The organism is Bacillus paranthracis, assembly GCF_024296885.1.
Classification (GTDB): domain Bacteria; phylum Bacillota; class Bacilli; order Bacillales; family Bacillaceae_G; genus Bacillus_A; species Bacillus_A paranthracis.
Genome location: NZ_CP101135.1, coordinates 3,614,541 through 3,631,367 on the forward strand (window position 1 = coordinate 3,614,541; position 16,827 = coordinate 3,631,367).

16 protein-coding genes are annotated in these 16,827 nt (G+C 37.4%); all 16 read right to left on the minus strand.

Annotated elements, in window-relative coordinates:
• Positions 1–4: 4 nt before the first annotated feature.
• A complete protein-coding gene (gene topA, locus NLJ82_RS18555; RefSeq protein ID WP_088296495.1) occupies positions 5–2,083 on the minus strand; it encodes a type I DNA topoisomerase in 2,079 nt (692 codons plus the stop codon).
• Between the two features lie 144 nt (positions 2,084–2,227).
• Positions 2,228–3,097 carry a DNA-processing protein DprA gene (gene dprA, locus NLJ82_RS18560; protein ID WP_000818030.1) on the minus strand — a complete coding sequence of 290 codons (870 nt, stop codon included), beginning with the start codon at positions 3,095–3,097 and terminating at the stop codon, positions 2,228–2,230.
• A gap of 87 nt (positions 3,098–3,184) precedes the next feature.
• On the minus strand, positions 3,185–4,087 hold the full coding sequence (gene sucD / locus NLJ82_RS18565; protein WP_000115178.1) for a succinate--CoA ligase subunit alpha: 903 nt from the start codon (positions 4,085–4,087) through the stop codon (positions 3,185–3,187).
• A gap of 19 nt (positions 4,088–4,106) precedes the next feature.
• On the minus strand, positions 4,107–5,267 hold the full coding sequence (sucC, locus tag NLJ82_RS18570; protein ID WP_001020785.1) for an ADP-forming succinate--CoA ligase subunit beta: 1,161 nt from the start codon (positions 5,265–5,267) through the stop codon (positions 4,107–4,109).
• A gap of 193 nt (positions 5,268–5,460) precedes the next feature.
• Complete coding sequence (gene rnhB, locus NLJ82_RS18575) at positions 5,461–6,234, minus strand: ribonuclease HII (RefSeq protein WP_001174724.1); 774 nt, start codon at positions 6,232–6,234, stop codon at positions 5,461–5,463.
• 52 nt (positions 6,235–6,286) lie between these two features.
• Complete coding sequence (gene ylqF / locus NLJ82_RS18580; protein WP_000236698.1) at positions 6,287–7,177, minus strand: ribosome biogenesis GTPase YlqF; 891 nt, start codon at positions 7,175–7,177, stop codon at positions 6,287–6,289.
• Positions 7,178–7,197: 20 nt separating this feature from the next.
• On the minus strand, positions 7,198–7,749 hold the full coding sequence (gene lepB, locus NLJ82_RS18585) for a signal peptidase I (RefSeq protein WP_000711857.1): 552 nt from the start codon (positions 7,747–7,749) through the stop codon (positions 7,198–7,200).
• A 101-nt stretch (positions 7,750–7,850) separates the two neighbouring features.
• A complete protein-coding gene (gene rplS / locus NLJ82_RS18590) occupies positions 7,851–8,195 on the minus strand; it encodes a 50S ribosomal protein L19 (RefSeq protein ID WP_001186516.1) in 345 nt (114 codons plus the stop codon).
• A gap of 146 nt (positions 8,196–8,341) precedes the next feature.
• Positions 8,342–9,076, minus strand: a complete 735-nt coding sequence (gene trmD / locus NLJ82_RS18595) for a tRNA (guanosine(37)-N1)-methyltransferase TrmD (RefSeq protein ID WP_000686892.1) — start codon at positions 9,074–9,076, stop codon at positions 8,342–8,344.
• Entirely contained in the window at positions 9,076–9,591 is a 516-nt protein-coding gene (gene rimM / locus NLJ82_RS18600) for a ribosome maturation factor RimM (protein WP_000170268.1), read from the minus strand. The genes trmD and rimM overlap by 1 nt, the downstream gene beginning before the upstream one ends.
• Before the next feature lie 121 nt (positions 9,592–9,712).
• Positions 9,713–9,940 (minus strand): KH domain-containing protein, encoded by a 228-nt coding sequence (locus NLJ82_RS18605; protein ID WP_000737403.1) that lies wholly within the window; start codon positions 9,938–9,940, stop codon positions 9,713–9,715.
• A 14-nt stretch (positions 9,941–9,954) separates the two neighbouring features.
• Positions 9,955–10,227 (minus strand): 30S ribosomal protein S16, encoded by a 273-nt coding sequence (gene rpsP / locus NLJ82_RS18610; RefSeq protein WP_000268750.1) that lies wholly within the window; start codon positions 10,225–10,227, stop codon positions 9,955–9,957.
• Positions 10,228–10,327: 100 nt separating this feature from the next.
• Positions 10,328–11,677: a signal recognition particle protein gene (ffh, locus tag NLJ82_RS18615; protein ID WP_000863464.1), complete on the minus strand. Its 1,350-nt coding sequence runs from the start codon at positions 11,675–11,677 to the stop codon at positions 10,328–10,330.
• A gap of 12 nt (positions 11,678–11,689) precedes the next feature.
• The gene (locus tag NLJ82_RS18620; protein WP_000891062.1) at positions 11,690–12,022 is read right to left on the minus strand and encodes a putative DNA-binding protein; all 333 of its coding nucleotides are present in this window, start codon (positions 12,020–12,022) and stop codon (positions 11,690–11,692) included.
• 133 nt (positions 12,023–12,155) lie between these two features.
• A complete protein-coding gene (gene ftsY, locus NLJ82_RS18625) occupies positions 12,156–13,145 on the minus strand; it encodes a signal recognition particle-docking protein FtsY (RefSeq protein ID WP_000007646.1) in 990 nt (329 codons plus the stop codon).
• A gap of 15 nt (positions 13,146–13,160) precedes the next feature.
• Positions 13,161–16,730 (minus strand): chromosome segregation protein SMC, encoded by a 3,570-nt coding sequence (gene smc, locus NLJ82_RS18630; protein WP_000479001.1) that lies wholly within the window; start codon positions 16,728–16,730, stop codon positions 13,161–13,163.
• Positions 16,731–16,827: the final 97 nt, after the last annotated feature.

The following is a 16,827-nucleotide window of genomic DNA, read 5'->3' on the forward strand; positions in this document are numbered from 1 at the left end:
ACGCTCACATTTGTTGTTCTTCTTCATAATCACACGAAATACATTGTACTTGTACGCCTTTTTTCAACTTCTTCTCTACTAGCATACCTTCACACTTCGGACATTTACGGCCAATCGGCTTATCCCAAGATACAAAGTCACACTCTGGATACGTACCGCACCCATAGAAAAGACGTTTCTTTTTATTACTACGACGCTCAATAATTTGACCTTTATCACATTTCGGACAAGTAACACCGATTTCTTTCACAATCGGTTTTGTATTACGACAATCTGGGAAATTCGAGCAAGCCATAAATTTCCCGTATTTACCCATTTTAAAGACCATTGGGTGATTACATAATTCACAATCTTCCCCAGCTGGTTCATCTTTAATTTCCACTTCACGCATTTCTTTTTCCGCTTTTTCTAAACGCGGTTCAAATCCTACGTAGAAATCATCAACAATTTTTACCCAATTCGCATTTCCTTCTTCTACTTCATCGAGGCTTTGCTCCATGTTAGCAGTAAATTCAATGTTAATAATTTCCGGGAAAAACTCTAAAATAAGTTCAATTACTATTTCACCTAGTTCAGTTGGAACGAAGCGTTTATTATCCAAACCTACATATCCACGTTTTTGAATCGTTTCAAGTGTCGGTACGTAAGTCGACGGTCTTCCAATTCCAAGCTCTTCAAGTGTTCTTACTAAACGAGCCTCTGTATAGCGCGGCGGAGGTTGTGTAAAGTGTTGCTTCGGTTCTAAATCCTTCGAAAATACGGTTTCCCCTACTTCTAAAGGTGGCAACATCTTATCCTTCTCTTCAGCCCCATCATCTTTCGACTCTACATACACTTTCATAAATCCTGGGAACTTTACAACCGATCCACTTGCACGGAACTGAACATTATTATTAATGAGTCTCGCTGTCACAGTATCCATTATAGCAGACGCCATTTGACTTGCAACAAATCGCTCCCAAATCAATTTATACAATCGAAGTTGATCACGACTTAAGAAACTCTTTAGTTCCTCTGGCTTTCTCATTACCGAAGTAGGACGAATTGCCTCATGCGCATCTTGTGCGTTCGACTTCTTCGTTTCTTTCTTCTTTTCTGTTCCTATGTATTCCGTACCAAACGCCTCAGTAATGTACGTACGTGCCTCTGTTTGAGCTGTTTCTGAGATACGTGTTGAATCAGTTCTCATATACGTAATAAGACCTACAGTTCCTTGTTTTCCAAGATCAATTCCTTCATACAATTGCTGCGCAAGCATCATCGTTTTCTTTGCTCGCATGTTTAACTTACGCGCCGCCTCTTGTTGCAAGGAAGATGTTGTAAATGGTAATGCCGGATTACGTTTTCGCTCTTTTCTCATTACATTTTCAACTGAGAACGCATTATCTTTCAGCCGTTCAATTATTTCATTCACTTGTGTTTCATTCGTTAATTGAACTTTTTCACCATCTACACCGTAAAAGCTTGCTTCAAATGTGTCTTTCCCTTTCACAAATTCTGTCTTAATTGTCCAGAATTCTTCAGGCTCGAAACTTTGAATTTCTCTTTCACGTTCGATAATTAAACGAACTGCTACAGATTGTACGCGTCCTGCACTTAATCCTTTTTTTACTTTCTTCCATAATAAAGGACTAATATTGTAACCAACAAGACGATCTAGTATACGTCTTGCTTGTTGTGCATCTACTAAATTCATGTTAATCGCGCGAGGATGTTTGAAGGATTCCTTTATTGCATCTTTTGTAATCTCATTAAACACAACTCGGCAATCTGATTCAACGTCCACATTTAACGTATTGGCTAAATGCCAAGCAATAGCTTCCCCTTCGCGGTCTGGATCGGCCGCGAGATAGACTTTCTTTGCTTTTTTTGCTGCTGATTTTAAGTCTTTTAAGACGGGACCTTTACCACGAATGGTAATATACTTCGGGGTGAAGTTGTTCTTTACTTCTATCCCCATTTGGCTTTTAGGTAAATCGCGAACGTGTCCCATAGACGCGACAACTTTGTATTTTTTCCCTAAATATTTCTCAATGGTCTTCGCCTTAGAAGGCGACTCCACGATTACGAGGTAATCTGACATGCTAGTGCCTCCTTAAGAGGTGGATTCAAGTCTTCATTAATCTTATTGATTTCTCTTGTTTTTGTCAATCAAGAATGAATATACCATACAGTGCCTATCTACCATTTGTCAATAATTGTTTAATAAAAACATAAAAATATAAGGTTAATTTGAAATCTCTTCCAGTATATCTTCTGCATTTCTTACTAGTTTCGCTCCTTGTTGAATGAGATGATTTGTTCCTGATGCACTATCTATAAATATAGGTCCAGGAAGTGCAAATACCTCTCTATTTTGCTCTAGAGCAAGGTCTGCGGTAATAAGTGTTCCACTTCTCGATTTCGCTTCTACAACTAAAACACCTTTACTTATGCCACTAATAATCCGATTCCTTTTTGGAAAATACCATTTTTTCGGTGCATAGTGCGGCGGATACTCTGTTAATAACAATATATATTCATTCCACACTTCATATAAATATCGATTCTCTCTTGGATATATATACGATAATCCATGTCCTAGTATCGCAATTGTTGGGCAATGCCTTCTTACTGTAATTTCATGAGACATCGCATCTATCCCTCTTGCAAATCCACTGACAACAAGCCATTCCTTTTCTAATAATGGATGTAAAATAAATTTCAAACTTTCATATCCATATAAAGTCGGTTCTCTTGTTCCAACAACCGCTAATTTATTCACTTTATTGAGAAAATCTTTTTCTCCTTTTCCATATAATACAAAGGGAGGATCTTGTATTTCACGTAATAATTTTGGATAATCTTCATCCCATATTGTCATATAAAAGAATCGATTTTTCTCTAAATAAGATATATATTGTGGGAGATTTGAACTTTGAAGAAAATTTACTAATTCTGAAGATTTTTTCGAGGATATTCCAGTGTAACATTCAATTTGTTTTGCATTAAAATTGTATATTTCCTTCAATTCTGGATCGACATGTAATAGCCTCTCTATCGCCTTCCAATGGTCTGCTAACAAGTAATGAAGATGTAATAATCGTTCTCTTTTCATCACAATTCCCCTTACCCATAATTTTTATTATGTTAACAAGAAGTTTGTAAAAAGACACCTTCAAGCAAGAAGGTGTCTTTCAACAGATTAGTAGTTTTTACAAGTCTCAAATAGACCTTTTTCTTTTAAGACAGAGATTAGCGTTTCACCCATAACTGCTGGAGTTTCCGCTACTTTAATACCACAAGCTTCCATCGTTTTAATCTTTTCTGCAGCAGTTCCTTTGCCGCCAGAAATGATTGCACCAGCATGACCCATACGTTTGCCAGCAGGCGCTGTTTGGCCGCCAATGAAGCCTACAACAGGTTTTGTCATATTAGCTTTTACCCATTCAGCTGCCTCTTCTTCCGCTGTACCACCGATTTCACCAATCATAATTACAGCATGTGTTTCTTCATCTTCATTAAATGCTTTTAACGCATCAATAAAGTCTGTACCGTTAACAGGGTCTCCGCCGATACCTACAGCCGTAGATTGACCAATACCTTCTTGTGTTAACTGATGTACAGCCTCATACGTTAATGTACCAGAGCGAGATACGATACCTACATGACCTTTTTTATGAATGTATCCTGGCATAATACCAATTTTACATTCATCAGGTGTGATAACACCTGGGCAGTTCGGTCCAAGTAAACGTGTATGTTTACCGGCCATATATCTCTTTACATTTACCATATCTAATACAGGAATTCCTTCAGTAATACATACTACTAAATCAATTTCTGCATCAACTGCTTCCATAATTGCATCAGCCGCAAAAGCGGGTGGAACGTATACAACTGAAGCGTTTGCGCCTGTTGCTTTCACTGCATCTTCTACAGTATCAAATACTGGTACACCTTCAATATCAGTGCCACCTTTACCTGGCGTTACACCACCGACAATTTTCGTACCGTATTCTATCATTTGCTTTGTGTGGAATAACCCTTGAGAACCTGTAATACCTTGAACAATAACTTTTGTATCTTTATTAACTAATACGCTCATTTTTCTCCCCCGCTTTCTATTAGCCCACTAGTGAAACAATTTTTTGTGCACCGTCTGCCATAGATTCTGCTGCAACAATATTTAAGCCAGACTCATTTAAAATTTTCTTACCTAACTCTACGTTTGTACCTTCAAGACGTACAACTAAAGGCAATTCAAGACCTACTTGTTTCGTTGCTTCAATAACACCTTCTGCAATAACATCACACTTCATAATGCCACCAAAAATGTTAACGAAGATACCTTTTACATTTTTGTCAGAAAGGATAATTTTGAATGCTTCTGTAACCTTTTCAGCTGTCGCACCGCCACCAACATCTAAAAAGTTAGCTGGATCGCCATGGTAATGTTTAATGATATCCATAGTAGCCATCGCTAAACCTGCACCATTAACCATACAACCGATATTTCCATCTAAAGGAATGTAGTTTAAGTCATATTTAGAAGCTTCGATTTCTTTTGCATCTTCTTCATCAAGGTCACGAAGTTCTAAAATGTCTTTATGGCGATATAAAGCATTAGAATCAAAGTTTAATTTCGCATCTAATGCCATAACTTTACCATCACCTGTTGTAACAAGTGGGTTAATCTCTGCGATAGAGCAATCTTTTTCGATAAAAGCACGGTATAAGCCCATCATAAACTTCACAGCTTGTCCTACAAGCTCTTTTGGAATATTGATGTTAAATGCAATTCGGCGTGCTTGGAAGCCTTGTAAGCCTACTGCTGGATCAATATATTCTTTAAAGATTTTTTCAGGTGTTTTTTCTGCTACTTCTTCAATTTCTGTTCCGCCTTCTTCAGAAGCCATTAAAACAACTTGAGAAGTTGCACGGTCTAAAACAAGACCTACATAATATTCTTTTTTAATATCGCAACCTTCTTCGATAAGTAAGCGTTTTACTTCCTTACCTTCAGGACCTGTTTGATGTGTCACAAGTGTAGTTCCTAAAATGCTCTCTGCATATGTACGAACTTCATCTAAATTTTTTGCAACTTTTACTCCGCCAGCTTTGCCGCGTCCACCAGCGTGAATTTGTGCTTTCACTACACATACATCCGTTCCTAATTCTTTCGCCGCTTCTACAGCTTCTTCTACTGTAAATGCAACCTTCCCGTTCGGAACGCTAACCCCATAGCTTCTAAGGACTGCCTTACCTTGGTACTCATGGATATTCATGGTCCCATCCTCCCCTGTTTTCCTGTTTTACTCGAAAAGTTTTTTAATGTTTAAAAAACATTACATTGCCATTGTATAAGATGATTGGCACGCTGTCTACAATAAAGTGTCAGAAAACTGAAATCGCTTTATTCTTTTTGGAAAATAGTAATGTTTATATGTCAAAATACAAAATAAGCTGCGTTTTCGCAGCTTATTTTTGAATCATATCTTTAATTGGCGCAAACGATTTTCGATGTTCTTCTAATATGCCATGCGCTTCAATCGCTTCTAAATGTTGTTTTGTGCCATATCCCATATGTTGTTCAAATCCATATGCAGGATACTTTTCTCCAAGCTCTTTCATCATACGATCTCTCGTTACTTTCGCAATAATGGATGCAGCTGAAATAGAAATACTTTTCGCATCACCTTTAATAATAGATGTTTGCGGAATTGGTGTAGGGAGTTTCATCGCATCAATTAATAAATATTGTGGTGTACAAGATAAATTCGCAACAGCATCTAACATCGCTTGTTTCGTCGCTTGATAAATATTTATTTCATCAATAACTTGCGGTGATACAATTCCAACTCCAATTGCAATTGCTTGCGCTTTAATTTCATCATAAAAACGCTCACGTTTCGCTTCACTCAACTTTTTCGAGTCATTTAACCCCGGAATATAAAAATCCTCAGGAAGAACGACAGCTGCCGTCACAACAGGCCCAGCTAACGGTCCACGACCTACTTCATCTATACCTGCGATATATGTGAGACCTTTTTCACGTAACGCATTTTCATACTTAGACATTTCTAGAAATTTTTCTTTTTCCTTTTGCGCTAACTCTTTTTGTTTATACCACTTAGAAATGAGCTTTTGTACCCCTTTACGTTCATCTTTTATTAATATTTGAAAGCGGTCGTCCTCTTCACTCATAATTTCTTGTAGTAGATGTTCCGCCTCTTGAATAGTCACTTTTTGCATTCATGCCACTCCCTTTATATACAAAAAAAGAAAAGACGTACAAACGCACGTCTTATACTTCTTCTACTTTTTCTGCATCTTCTGTCTGCTCCGCAAACTCTTCTGGTGTTTCAAACGTCATTTTCCCAAGTTTGCCACCACGAAGCTCACGAAGTATAAGTTCAGATGTTTTATCATAATCAATCATTCCGCCGCCCATTAAACAGCCTCTATTTTTTCCAATCGCATCAAATAACTCCACGATGTCTTCTGGAATGTCATTTAAATTATAGCGCTCTTTTAATCGCTCTGGGTAATGTTTCTCCATAAAACGTAGCGCATAAACAGCTACGTCTTGTAGATTTAAAATAGAATCTTTAATTGCACCAGTCGTAGCTAGACGTAACCCAACTAATTGGTCTTCAAATTTAGGCCATAAAATACCTGGCGTATCTAACAGCTCCATTTCTTTCCCAACCTTAATCCATTGCTGAGCTGTTGTCACACCAGGACGATCCCCTGTTTTAGCAATATTTTTCTTCGCTAACTTATTAATCAACGTAGATTTACCAACATTCGGTATCCCTACAATTAATGCACGAATCGCTCTCGGTCTAATACCTTTTGCAACCATTTTATCGAATTTCTCTTTCACTAACACTTTACAAGCCGCCGCAATTTCCTTCATGCCTTGTCCAGCCTGTGCGTTAATTGAAATTGCCATATGGCCTTTTTCTTTAAAATATGCGATCCATTGCTTTGTTAAACGATCGTCTGCCATATCCGCTTTATTTAAAACAACAAGCCTCGGTTTATGTGTAATAATCTCATCGATCATCGGATTTCGAGAAGATAAAGGTAATCGAGCATCTACAAGCTCAATTACAACATCAATTAACTTTAATTTTTCTGTTACTTGGCGTCTAGCCTTTGCCATATGTCCCGGGAACCATTGAATTACCATGTTGCCACCTTCTTTTTCTTTTATTTCACAATACGAGCATCTTTTAACGGCCAATATAGTATATTTGCCTTTCCAATCACTTGGTCCATTGAAATTGTACCAATCGAACGGCTATCTTTACTAAAACGACGATTATCGCCTAAAACAAATAATTGACCTTCTGGAACAGTTTTCTTCCCTGTCATTTCTTCAAGAGTGAAATCATATGTAAGCGGTCCGTCAGCAATTTGTTTTTTCTGCTTGTCTAAATACGGCTCCTCATAAGCCTTTCCGTTAACATATAGTTTATCATTACGATACTCTATTTCATCGCCTGGCAGGCCGATAATACGCTTAATATAATCTTTATCTTCCGTTGCTCGGAATACAATAATATCAAATCGTTTCGGATCTCCTATGTGATAACCAATTTTATTAACAATCATTCGATCGCGATCATGTAATGTAGACGCCATCGATACTCCATCTACGAGAATTGGCGCAAAGAAAAACTGTCTAATAACACCTGCTAATACAACAGCTATCAAAATTGCCTTGATCCATTCCCAAAGTGAACTCTTTTCTTTCTTCATGCTTTTCCCCTCCACGATTATGTAAGCTGATCGTATTATATCAAAATTTTATATAGATTGGAAAAAGGGAGCTTGTGCATTTACAAGCTCCCATACATGTCTTATCGAATTTCTTTAATACGTGCTTTTTTACCGCGAAGGTTACGTAAGTAGTATAACTTAGCACGACGTACTTTACCACGGCGAAGTACTTCGATTTTCGCGATTCTTGGCGTGTGAACTGGGAATGTACGCTCTACACCTACACCGTAAGAAATCTTACGAACTGTGAATGTTTCACTGATTCCGCCACCACGACGTTTAATTACAACACCTTCGAAAAGCTGAATTCTTTCACGAGTTCCCTCAACTACTTTTACGTGTACACGTAAAGTGTCTCCAGGACGGAATGAAGGAAGGTCAGTTTTTAATTGGCCTTTTGTAATTTCTGCGATTAATTGTTGCATATTAAATTCTCTCCTTTAAACAGATGCTCTTATAAAGTCTAAATAAATTACAGCGGAACATCGTTAATACGGCTACTGATTTCAGCAGCACAAGTGTTATAATAGCATATTGCTAAGGCTGTTGCAATAGAAAATATATCAAGCACTTATTTGCCTTCTTTAATCTGTTCTAGCCACTTCTTTTCTTGCTTAGACAATTCTCGTTCTTCTAGTAAATCCGGTCTACGCGTGTACGTACGACGCAACGATTCTTTATGTCGCCATTCATCAATATTTTTATGATTTCCCGACATTAATACATCTGGCACTTTCATACCACGAAAATCAGCTGGACGTGTATAATGAGGATGCTCTAATAAACCTGTACTAAACGAATCCTCGACTTGTGAAGCATGATTTCCTAGTACTCCTGGAAGGAGACGTACGACACTATCAGTTATAACCATAGAGGCTAACTCTCCACCCGTTAATACATAGTCACCGATAGAAATCTCATCTGTTACGAGATGTTCACGAATTCGTTCGTCATATCCTTCATAATGCCCACATACAAAGATTAAATGTTCTTCCTCTGCAAGCTCTTCCGCTTTCTTCTGAGTAAACCTTTCACCTTGCGGACACATTAAGACAACTCGCGGCTTCCGCTCCGTTTCTTTCGTTAAATCTTCTACAGCATCAAAAATAGGCTGAGGAGTTAACACCATCCCAGCGCCGCCACCATACGGATAATCATCCACACTATTATGCTTACTCGTTGTATAATCGCGGAAATTGACAACACGGAGCTCTACCGCTTCTTTTTCTTGTGCTTTCTTTAAAATTGAAGATCCAAACACACCTGTAAACATATCTGGAAACAAAGTTAAAATGTCAATTTTCATTATAGTAGCCCTTCCATTACATGAATGGTTACTAATTTATTCTCAATGTTAACTTGAAGTACAACATCATCAATATAAGGAATTAACAGATCTTGACCTTTTGGACGTTTAATTACCCAAACATCATTTGCACCAGGAGATAAAACTTCTTTTATTGTCCCTAACGCTTCTCCTTCTTCCGTTACAACGTTGCAACCAATAATTTCATGATAGTAGTATTCGCCTTCAGCTAGTTCGCCTAATTGATCTTCAGGTACTTTTAAAAGAGAACCTTTAAACTGTTCTACTTCATTTACATTCCCATATCCTTCAAATGTCAATAAATCAAATGTTTTATGTTGACGATGAGAAGTAATCTTTACTGGGAAAGGCTCTCCACCTTTTTCATTCGATATGTATAACGTATTCCCTACCTTATATCGCTCTTCTGGAAAATCAGTACGAGAAACCACACGAATTTCTCCTTTTACGCCATGAGTATTTACAATTTTCCCTACGTTAAACCATTTTGTCATAAACAGTATGTCACCCCTGGTTTCTATATAAATTAAGCATCCCCATTTCACATATGGAACATGCAATTTCTCTTTAAATGTTAAAAAAGGGAGAGGAAATAACTCCTCGCCCTTTTTACGTTTATTGAATTTCCAGTGTTACTTTTTCACTATTGTGATGTCCCACTGAATACAAGAGCATTCGAATTGCTTTCGCAACTTTCCCTTGTTTTCCAATGACTTTTCCAACATCCTCAGGATGTACAGTTAATCGATACTTTATCTCTCCGTTGTAAAGTTCCTGTGTAACTTTTACATCTTCAGGATAATCGACAAGAGGCTTGACAATCGTCTCGACTAACTTCTTCATAGTCATTGCCTCAATTACTTACCTTGTTTAGATAAGTGGAATTTCTCCATGATACCTTGGTTAGAGAATAAGTTACGAACTGTATCAGATGGTTTAGCACCATTTCCTAACCATTTTAATGCTGCTTCTTCGTTGATCTTAACTTCAGCTGGTTGAGCAACCGGATTGTAAGTACCGATTTCCTCAATGAAACGTCCGTCACGAGGAGAACGAGAATCTGCAACAACTACACGATAGAAAGGAGTTTTTTTAGCTCCCATACGTTTTAAACGAATTTTAACTGCCATTTATAAAGCACCTCCGAATTTATTTCACACAGATAATTATATTAGCAAAAAGACTATTGCTTTGTAAAGTATTTTTTCTTAACAGAGCCATCTTTTTTCCTTACATGAATGGAAACTTCAATCCACCTAGTCCTTTTTTCTTACCTTTTTGCATTCCAGTCATCGTTTTCATCATTTTTTTCATATCATCAAATTGCTTGATTAAACGATTGATTTCTTGTACCGTTGTACCGCTACCTTTGGCAATGCGTTTTTTACGACTAGCATTGATTATTTCCGGTTGTTCTCGCTCTAATTTAGTCATAGAACGAATAATTGCCTCAATATGCCCAATTTGTTTTTCATCAACTTGTGCATTTTTCAGCCCTTTAATTTTATTTGCACCAGGAAGCATTCCTAACAATTCATCAAGCGGTCCAAGTTGACGCACTTGTCCAAGTTGTTCTAGGAAATCGTCAAGTGTAAACGAAAGCGTACGCATTTTTTGCTCAAGTTCTTTTGCTTTCTCTTCATCAACTGTAGCTTGCGCTTTTTCAATTAATGTTAAGACGTCTCCCATCCCTAAAATACGGGATGCCATACGTTCTGGATGGAACGCTTCAAGTGCATCTAGTTTTTCACCCATACCAGCAAATTTAATTGGCGTATTTGTAACAGCTTTAATAGACAATGCCGCACCACCGCGCGTATCACCATCCAGCTTCGTTAATACAACCCCTGTTAAACCTAGCTGTTCATGGAAACTTTGTGCAACATTAACCGCGTCTTGTCCTGTCATCGCATCGACAACAAGGAAAATTTCATCCGGTTTCGCAACTTCTTTCACTTGCGCTAATTCATCCATTAGTTCTTCATCAATATGCAGGCGACCTGCTGTATCAATTAAAACATAATCATGATGATCTTCTTTCGCTTTTGCAATCGCTTGTTTCGCAATTTCAACAGGACTTACTTGATCTCCTAAAGAGAATACAGGCATGTCCAATTGCTTCCCTAATGTTTCAAGCTGTTTAATCGCTGCAGGACGGTAAATATCCGCCGCAACAAGCATTGGTTTACGGTTATGCTTTTTACGAAGCAAATTCGCAAGCTTACCTGTCGTCGTTGTTTTACCTGCACCTTGCAGACCAACCATCATAATAACAGTCGGTGGCTTATTAGCAACAGCAATTTTGCTTTGCTCTCCGCCCATAAGTTCTGTAAGTTCTTCCTGTACAACCTTAATTACTTGTTGTCCAGGTGTCAAACTTTTCATTACATCTTGTCCGACAGCACGTTCAGATACACGCTTTACAAAATCTTTTACTACTTTAAAGTTAACGTCCGCTTCTAAAAGAGCTAGACGAACTTCTCTCATCATTTCTTTCACATCGGCTTCAGAAACTTTTCCTTTGCCGCGGATTTTTTGCATCGTCTGTTGAAGTCGGTCGGCTAATCCTTCAAATGCCATATTGCCGCCCTCCTAATCTAATTTTTCGATAGCTTCAACAACTTGTTTCATTTCTTCATTCACATGCTCTTCTTCGCTGATTAGCTGTTTTAGCTTTGCAACAAGTCGCTGTCGCTCTTGAAACTTTTGAAGTAATACTAATTTTTCTTCATATTCTTCAAGCATCGCTTCAGTCCGTTTAATGTTATCATACACGGCTTGGCGACTTACATCAAATTCTTCCGCAATTTCACCAAGAGATAAATCATCTAGATAATAAAGCGACATATAACTTCTTTGTTTTTGCGTTAACAACGATTGATAAAAATCAAATAAATAGTTCATTCTCGTTGTTTTTTCGAGCATGTTGGATCATCCTTTGTTAAGTGATTTCCCTTTACATGAATTAGTTTACATGGAGTACAAAAGAGTGTCAAGTTTTTTTCTTAACATCTCATATTTTTATAGAAAAAGAAGCGGAAAATACCGCTTCTTTCACTTATACTTCTTCTGTTTCTACTAAGTTCGCAAATAAACCATATACATATTGTTCTGGATCGAACTGTTGCAGATCATCCATTTGCTCTCCTAATCCAACGAATTTCACCGGTACATCCATTTCGTTACGAATTGCTAATACAATACCACCTTTAGCAGTTCCATCTAACTTCGTTAAAACAATACCAGTCACATTCGTTGCTTCACGGAATGTTTTCGCTTGACTTAAACCGTTTTGTCCTGTTGTTGCATCAATAACAAGTAATACTTCATGAGGAGCTCCTGGTACTTCACGCTCAATTACACGCTTTACCTTCTCTAACTCTTTCATTAAGTTTACTTTATTTTGTAAACGTCCTGCTGTATCACATAGTAATACATCTACTTTACGTGCTTTTGCAGCTTGTACAGCGTCATACATAACCGCTGCTGGATCAGACCCTGATCCTTGTTTAATCACTTCTACCCCAACGCGATCGCCCCATACTTCTAATTGTTCAATCGCTCCAGCACGAAATGTATCTCCTGCTGCTAATAAGACAGACTTACCTTCTGATTTAAACTTATGAGCCATCTTACCAATTGTTGTCGTTTTACCTACACCATTCACACCAACAAATAAAACAACTGTCAAGCCATCCTTTTGCTCATTAATTTCATTAGTAAAATCACTGTCACCTTTATAAATCTCTATTAATTTTTCCGAAATAACAGCTTGTACTTCTTTTGGATCTTGAATATTACGGCGTTGCACTTCTTCTTTCAGCTGGTCGATTAATTCCATCACTGTCGAAACGCCAACATCTGCACCGATTAAAATTTCTTCTAATTCTTCGAAGAAATCTTCATCTACTTTACGGTAACGAAAGACTAAATCATTTACTTTATCTGCAAACGAATTTCTCGTTTTTTCTAATCCTTGTTTAAACTTCTCTGTTACCGTATCTGTTTGTTTTGAAATTTTTTCTTTTAGTTTTTTAAAAAAGCTCATACTGTCCCATCCTTTCTATTTGCTTGCAACTAGTTCTTCTCCATCATCTAAACGAACCGAAACAAGTTTAGATACCCCTGACTCTTGCATTGTTACACCGTACAATACGTCAGACTCTTCCATTGTACCTTTTCTATGTGTAATTACAATAAACTGTGTCTCATCACTAAATTTCTTTAAATACTGAGCAAAACGGGCAACGTTTGCCTCATCAAGAGCAGCCTCTACCTCATCTAATACACAGAATGGGACTGGGCGCACTTTTAAAATACCAAATAGCAGCGCAATTGCCGTTAAAGCACGCTCTCCACCTGAAAGTAAACCTAAGTTTTGCAGTTTCTTCCCTGGCGGTTGCGCTACGATATCAATACCCGTATTTAATAAGTCCTCTGGATTCGTCATAACTAAATCCGCTCTACCGCCTCCAAATAATTCAGAGAACACCGATTGAAACTCCATTCGAATTCCTTCAAACGTAGTAGAAAAGCGTTTTTTCATTTCTTCATCCATTTCAGTAATAAGTTGGTGCAATGTCGTTTTTGCTTCTTCTAGATCATCTTTTTGCTCTAGTAAGAATGTATGACGCTCTGCCACACGCTCATACTCATCAATTGCTCCTAAGTTTACTGTACCTAGCTCTTCGATGGAGAGTTTAATTAGTTTCACCTTTTTACGTGCATCCTCAGCAGGCATCACCATTGTATACTTCAGTTTTGCCGCTTCAAATGAAATCGTATATGTTTCACGTAAATGTTGTAATCTATTTTCTAACTCTACATCAAGTCGGTTTATTTTTACCTCTTGATCTTTCAACATCTCAAGAATGTATTTATGTTTACCTGTTGTTTCTTTCAGGTTACGCTCTAACTGTTCTACTCTCTCTTGTAACGATACACGTTGTTCACGACGAGAGCGAATTAACTCTGAAGTTTGATTACGATCATATGCTTTCTTCTCAATCATATTCGTAATTTGTTCTTCACCACTTGAATTCGATGTCATTTCTTGTTTTAAGAATGCTAAATCCTCTTTCGTTTTGACAAGCGTTGCATCGGTTTCTTCTTTTTCCTTCGTCAATCGTTCTACTTTTTCTTTTTGATTAGATAAGCGTTGTTGCTTTTCAGCTGCTAACACTTTTAACTCAGTCATTTCTTTTTGAACTTTTTCTTTCGAAGAATGTTGCTCACTTTTTTGTTTTGTTAAAGTTGTGATTTTGCTATCTAATTCCGTAATCTCCGCCTGAAGAGTCGCCAAAATCTTTTCTAACTCTTCTTTACGGCCTTGCATTTTCACTTGGTCTTGCAAGAACCCTTCAATCTCTAAATCGTAAATAGATAAACGATCATTAATACGATGTTCTTCTAATTCTAAGCGACTAATTTCTTCTCTTAATTTCTGTTCATCTACACGCTCTACTTCTACACTTTGCCTTAGTTCGCGTATTTGCACTTCTTTTTCTTGAATCTCTTGTTTTACTGCTTTAACAAAGTTTTCTAACTTCGTCGTTTTTTCTTCCATATCAGTTAACTTGCTCGTCCACTCTTCTAATTCACGTTGACGCCCTAATAAAGAAGATTTTGCTTGTTTTACCGCTCCACCCGTCATAGAACCGCCAGGGTTTACTACATCACCTTCGATTGTTACTATGCGATAACGGTATTGCAATTGTTTCGCCAACTCATTCGCTCCGCGTAAATCTTTTGCAACAATAACAGTACCTAATAAATTTGAAACTACATTTTCATATTTATTGTTATATTGCACGAGTTCTGCTGCCACACCTACAAACGATGGGTGCTGATTTACAATACGTAATTGCTCAAATGATAACGATCTACCTTTAATAACAGCTTGCGGTAAAAACGTTGCTCGTCCATGTTTATTTTGTTTTAAAAACGCAATTGCATTACGAGCATGTTCTTCTTTTTGTACAACTATATGCTGCATCGCTGCACCTAGAGCAATTTCCATTGCAATTTCATATTCTTTCGGTACCGTTAGCAGTTCTGCAACAGCACCCTCAATACCTTGCAACCTACTTTCTCTAGCTTTTAATACTTCACGTACCCCTTGATAGAAACCAGAGTAGTCCTCTTGCATCTCTTCTAGCATTTCTTTTCGAGAACGTGCCTGTTGTACAAATTGATATGCTTGATACAGTTTTGTTTCGTTTTCACTATACTGCGCCTTGCATTTCCCAAGTGCCGCTTCTGTCTTTTGTATATTCGAAAGGATTCCAGCTACTTTTTCTTTTACTTGTTCATAACTTTCCACAAGTTTTGTCTTTTTCGCTGTAATTTCCATACGCATTTCTACATATTTCGCATTTTCTTCATCAAGGCGTTCATTTTTTGAGTTTTGTTGTTTAGATTGTTCTTCAATCATAGATAACTCATTACGATGACTAGCTTGTTGATTTAAAAGTTCAATATAGTCACCTTTTAAATTCTCAATTTGCTCTTCTAAATTGTCAGCAAACGTTGCAAGTAATTGCTCATTATCATGCAATTTCGTCTCCAACTCTTTTACATGATTTACAAATTGCATCAATACTTCTGTACTCGATTCAATTTCACCATCATAACTTGTAGCTTTCTCTGTTAATTCAACAATTAACTGTTCGAGTTGTGCACAATGCGTCGTTGCATTTTGCTTTCTCTCTTTTAATAGCTCACGCTGTCCTTCTAACTTTTCTAGCTCTTTACTAGAAAGTAAAAGTACTTCTTGCAGGGAATCTACAGACTCATCTACTGCTTGTAATTGGCCTCGTAATTCTTCTAGCTCTTCTTCACCTTTTTGTAAATGCGTTGACATTTTCGCTTCTTCGTTTTTATTATGCCCAAACTGATTTCGAAGCGCTTCCCATTTCTCATGTAATTCTTCAATTTCATGTACAATAAGCGCCGCTTCTACTTTCTCTAATTCTTCTTTTTTCTCGAGATAATCCTTTGCAATAGAAGCTTGTCTTTCTAAAGGTTCTACTTGACTACTTAATTCGTGAATTATATCTTGTACACGATTTAAGTTTTCTTGTGTGTCTGCTAATTTACCTTCAGCTTTCTTTTTACGAAGTTTGTATTTCAGCACTCCCGCCGCTTCTTCAAATACACCACGACGTTCTTCTGATTTACTACTTAAAATTTCTTCAACTTTCCCCTGGCTAATAATCGAAAAAGCTTCTCTTCCCATACCAGAGTCCATAAATAAATCGATAATATCTTTCAACCTGCATGATTGTTTATTAATATAAAAATCACTATCACCAGAACGAGATACACGACGCGTTACACACACCTCATTATATTCAATCGGTAAACGTTGATCTTCATTATTTAAAGTTAATGTTACTTCAGCAACATTAACCGCTCTTCTCGTATCACTACCTGCAAAAATAATATCTTCCATCTTTGCACCACGTAATGATTTTGCCGATTGTTCACCAAGTACCCAACGAATGGCATCAGTAATATTACTTTTCCCACTTCCATTAGGTCCTACTACAGACGTTACACCTGGGACAAAATCGACAGATACACGCTCAGCAAAAGACTTAAATCCTGCTATTTCTAATCTTTTTAAAAACACGAAAGGCCTTCCTCCTATTCTCCGTTGCTATAAATGTTGTTTATACAAAAACAAACGATTATACGGATTTCATTTCCTTACATTTATAAACGAAAGG

Excerpts from the sequence above, each read along its gene's own strand:
- rimM (WP_000170268.1), bottom strand. The coding sequence starts at position 9,591 with ATGACAAAATGGTTTAACGTAGGGAAAATTGTAAATACTCATGGCGTA.
- ffh (WP_000863464.1), bottom strand. The coding sequence starts at position 11,677 with ATGGCATTTGAAGGATTAGCCGACCGACTTCAACAGACGATGCAAAAA.
- ftsY (WP_000007646.1), bottom strand. The coding sequence starts at position 13,145 with ATGAGCTTTTTTAAAAAACTAAAAGAAAAAATTTCAAAACAAACAGAT.
- sucC (WP_001020785.1), bottom strand. The coding sequence starts at position 5,267 with ATGAATATCCATGAGTACCAAGGTAAGGCAGTCCTTAGAAGCTATGGG.
- topA (WP_088296495.1), bottom strand. The coding sequence starts at position 2,083 with ATGTCAGATTACCTCGTAATCGTGGAGTCGCCTTCTAAGGCGAAGACC.
- sucD (WP_000115178.1), bottom strand. The coding sequence starts at position 4,087 with ATGAGCGTATTAGTTAATAAAGATACAAAAGTTATTGTTCAAGGTATT.
- ylqF (WP_000236698.1), bottom strand. The coding sequence starts at position 7,177 with ATGGTAATTCAATGGTTCCCGGGACATATGGCAAAGGCTAGACGCCAA.
- rplS (WP_001186516.1), bottom strand. The coding sequence starts at position 8,195 with ATGCAACAATTAATCGCAGAAATTACAAAAGGCCAATTAAAAACTGAC.
- lepB (WP_000711857.1), bottom strand. The coding sequence starts at position 7,749 with ATGAAGAAAGAAAAGAGTTCACTTTGGGAATGGATCAAGGCAATTTTG.
- rnhB (WP_001174724.1), bottom strand. The coding sequence starts at position 6,234 with ATGCAAAAAGTGACTATTCAAGAGGCGGAACATCTACTACAAGAAATT.
- NLJ82_RS18620 (WP_000891062.1), bottom strand. The coding sequence starts at position 12,022 with ATGCTCGAAAAAACAACGAGAATGAACTATTTATTTGATTTTTATCAA.
- NLJ82_RS18605 (WP_000737403.1), bottom strand. The coding sequence starts at position 9,940 with ATGAAGAAGTTAGTCGAGACGATTGTCAAGCCTCTTGTCGATTATCCT.
- dprA (WP_000818030.1), bottom strand. The coding sequence starts at position 3,097 with ATGAAAAGAGAACGATTATTACATCTTCATTACTTGTTAGCAGACCAT.
- trmD (WP_000686892.1), bottom strand. The coding sequence starts at position 9,076 with ATGAAAATTGACATTTTAACTTTGTTTCCAGATATGTTTACAGGTGTG.
- rpsP (WP_000268750.1), bottom strand. The coding sequence starts at position 10,227 with ATGGCAGTTAAAATTCGTTTAAAACGTATGGGAGCTAAAAAAACTCCT.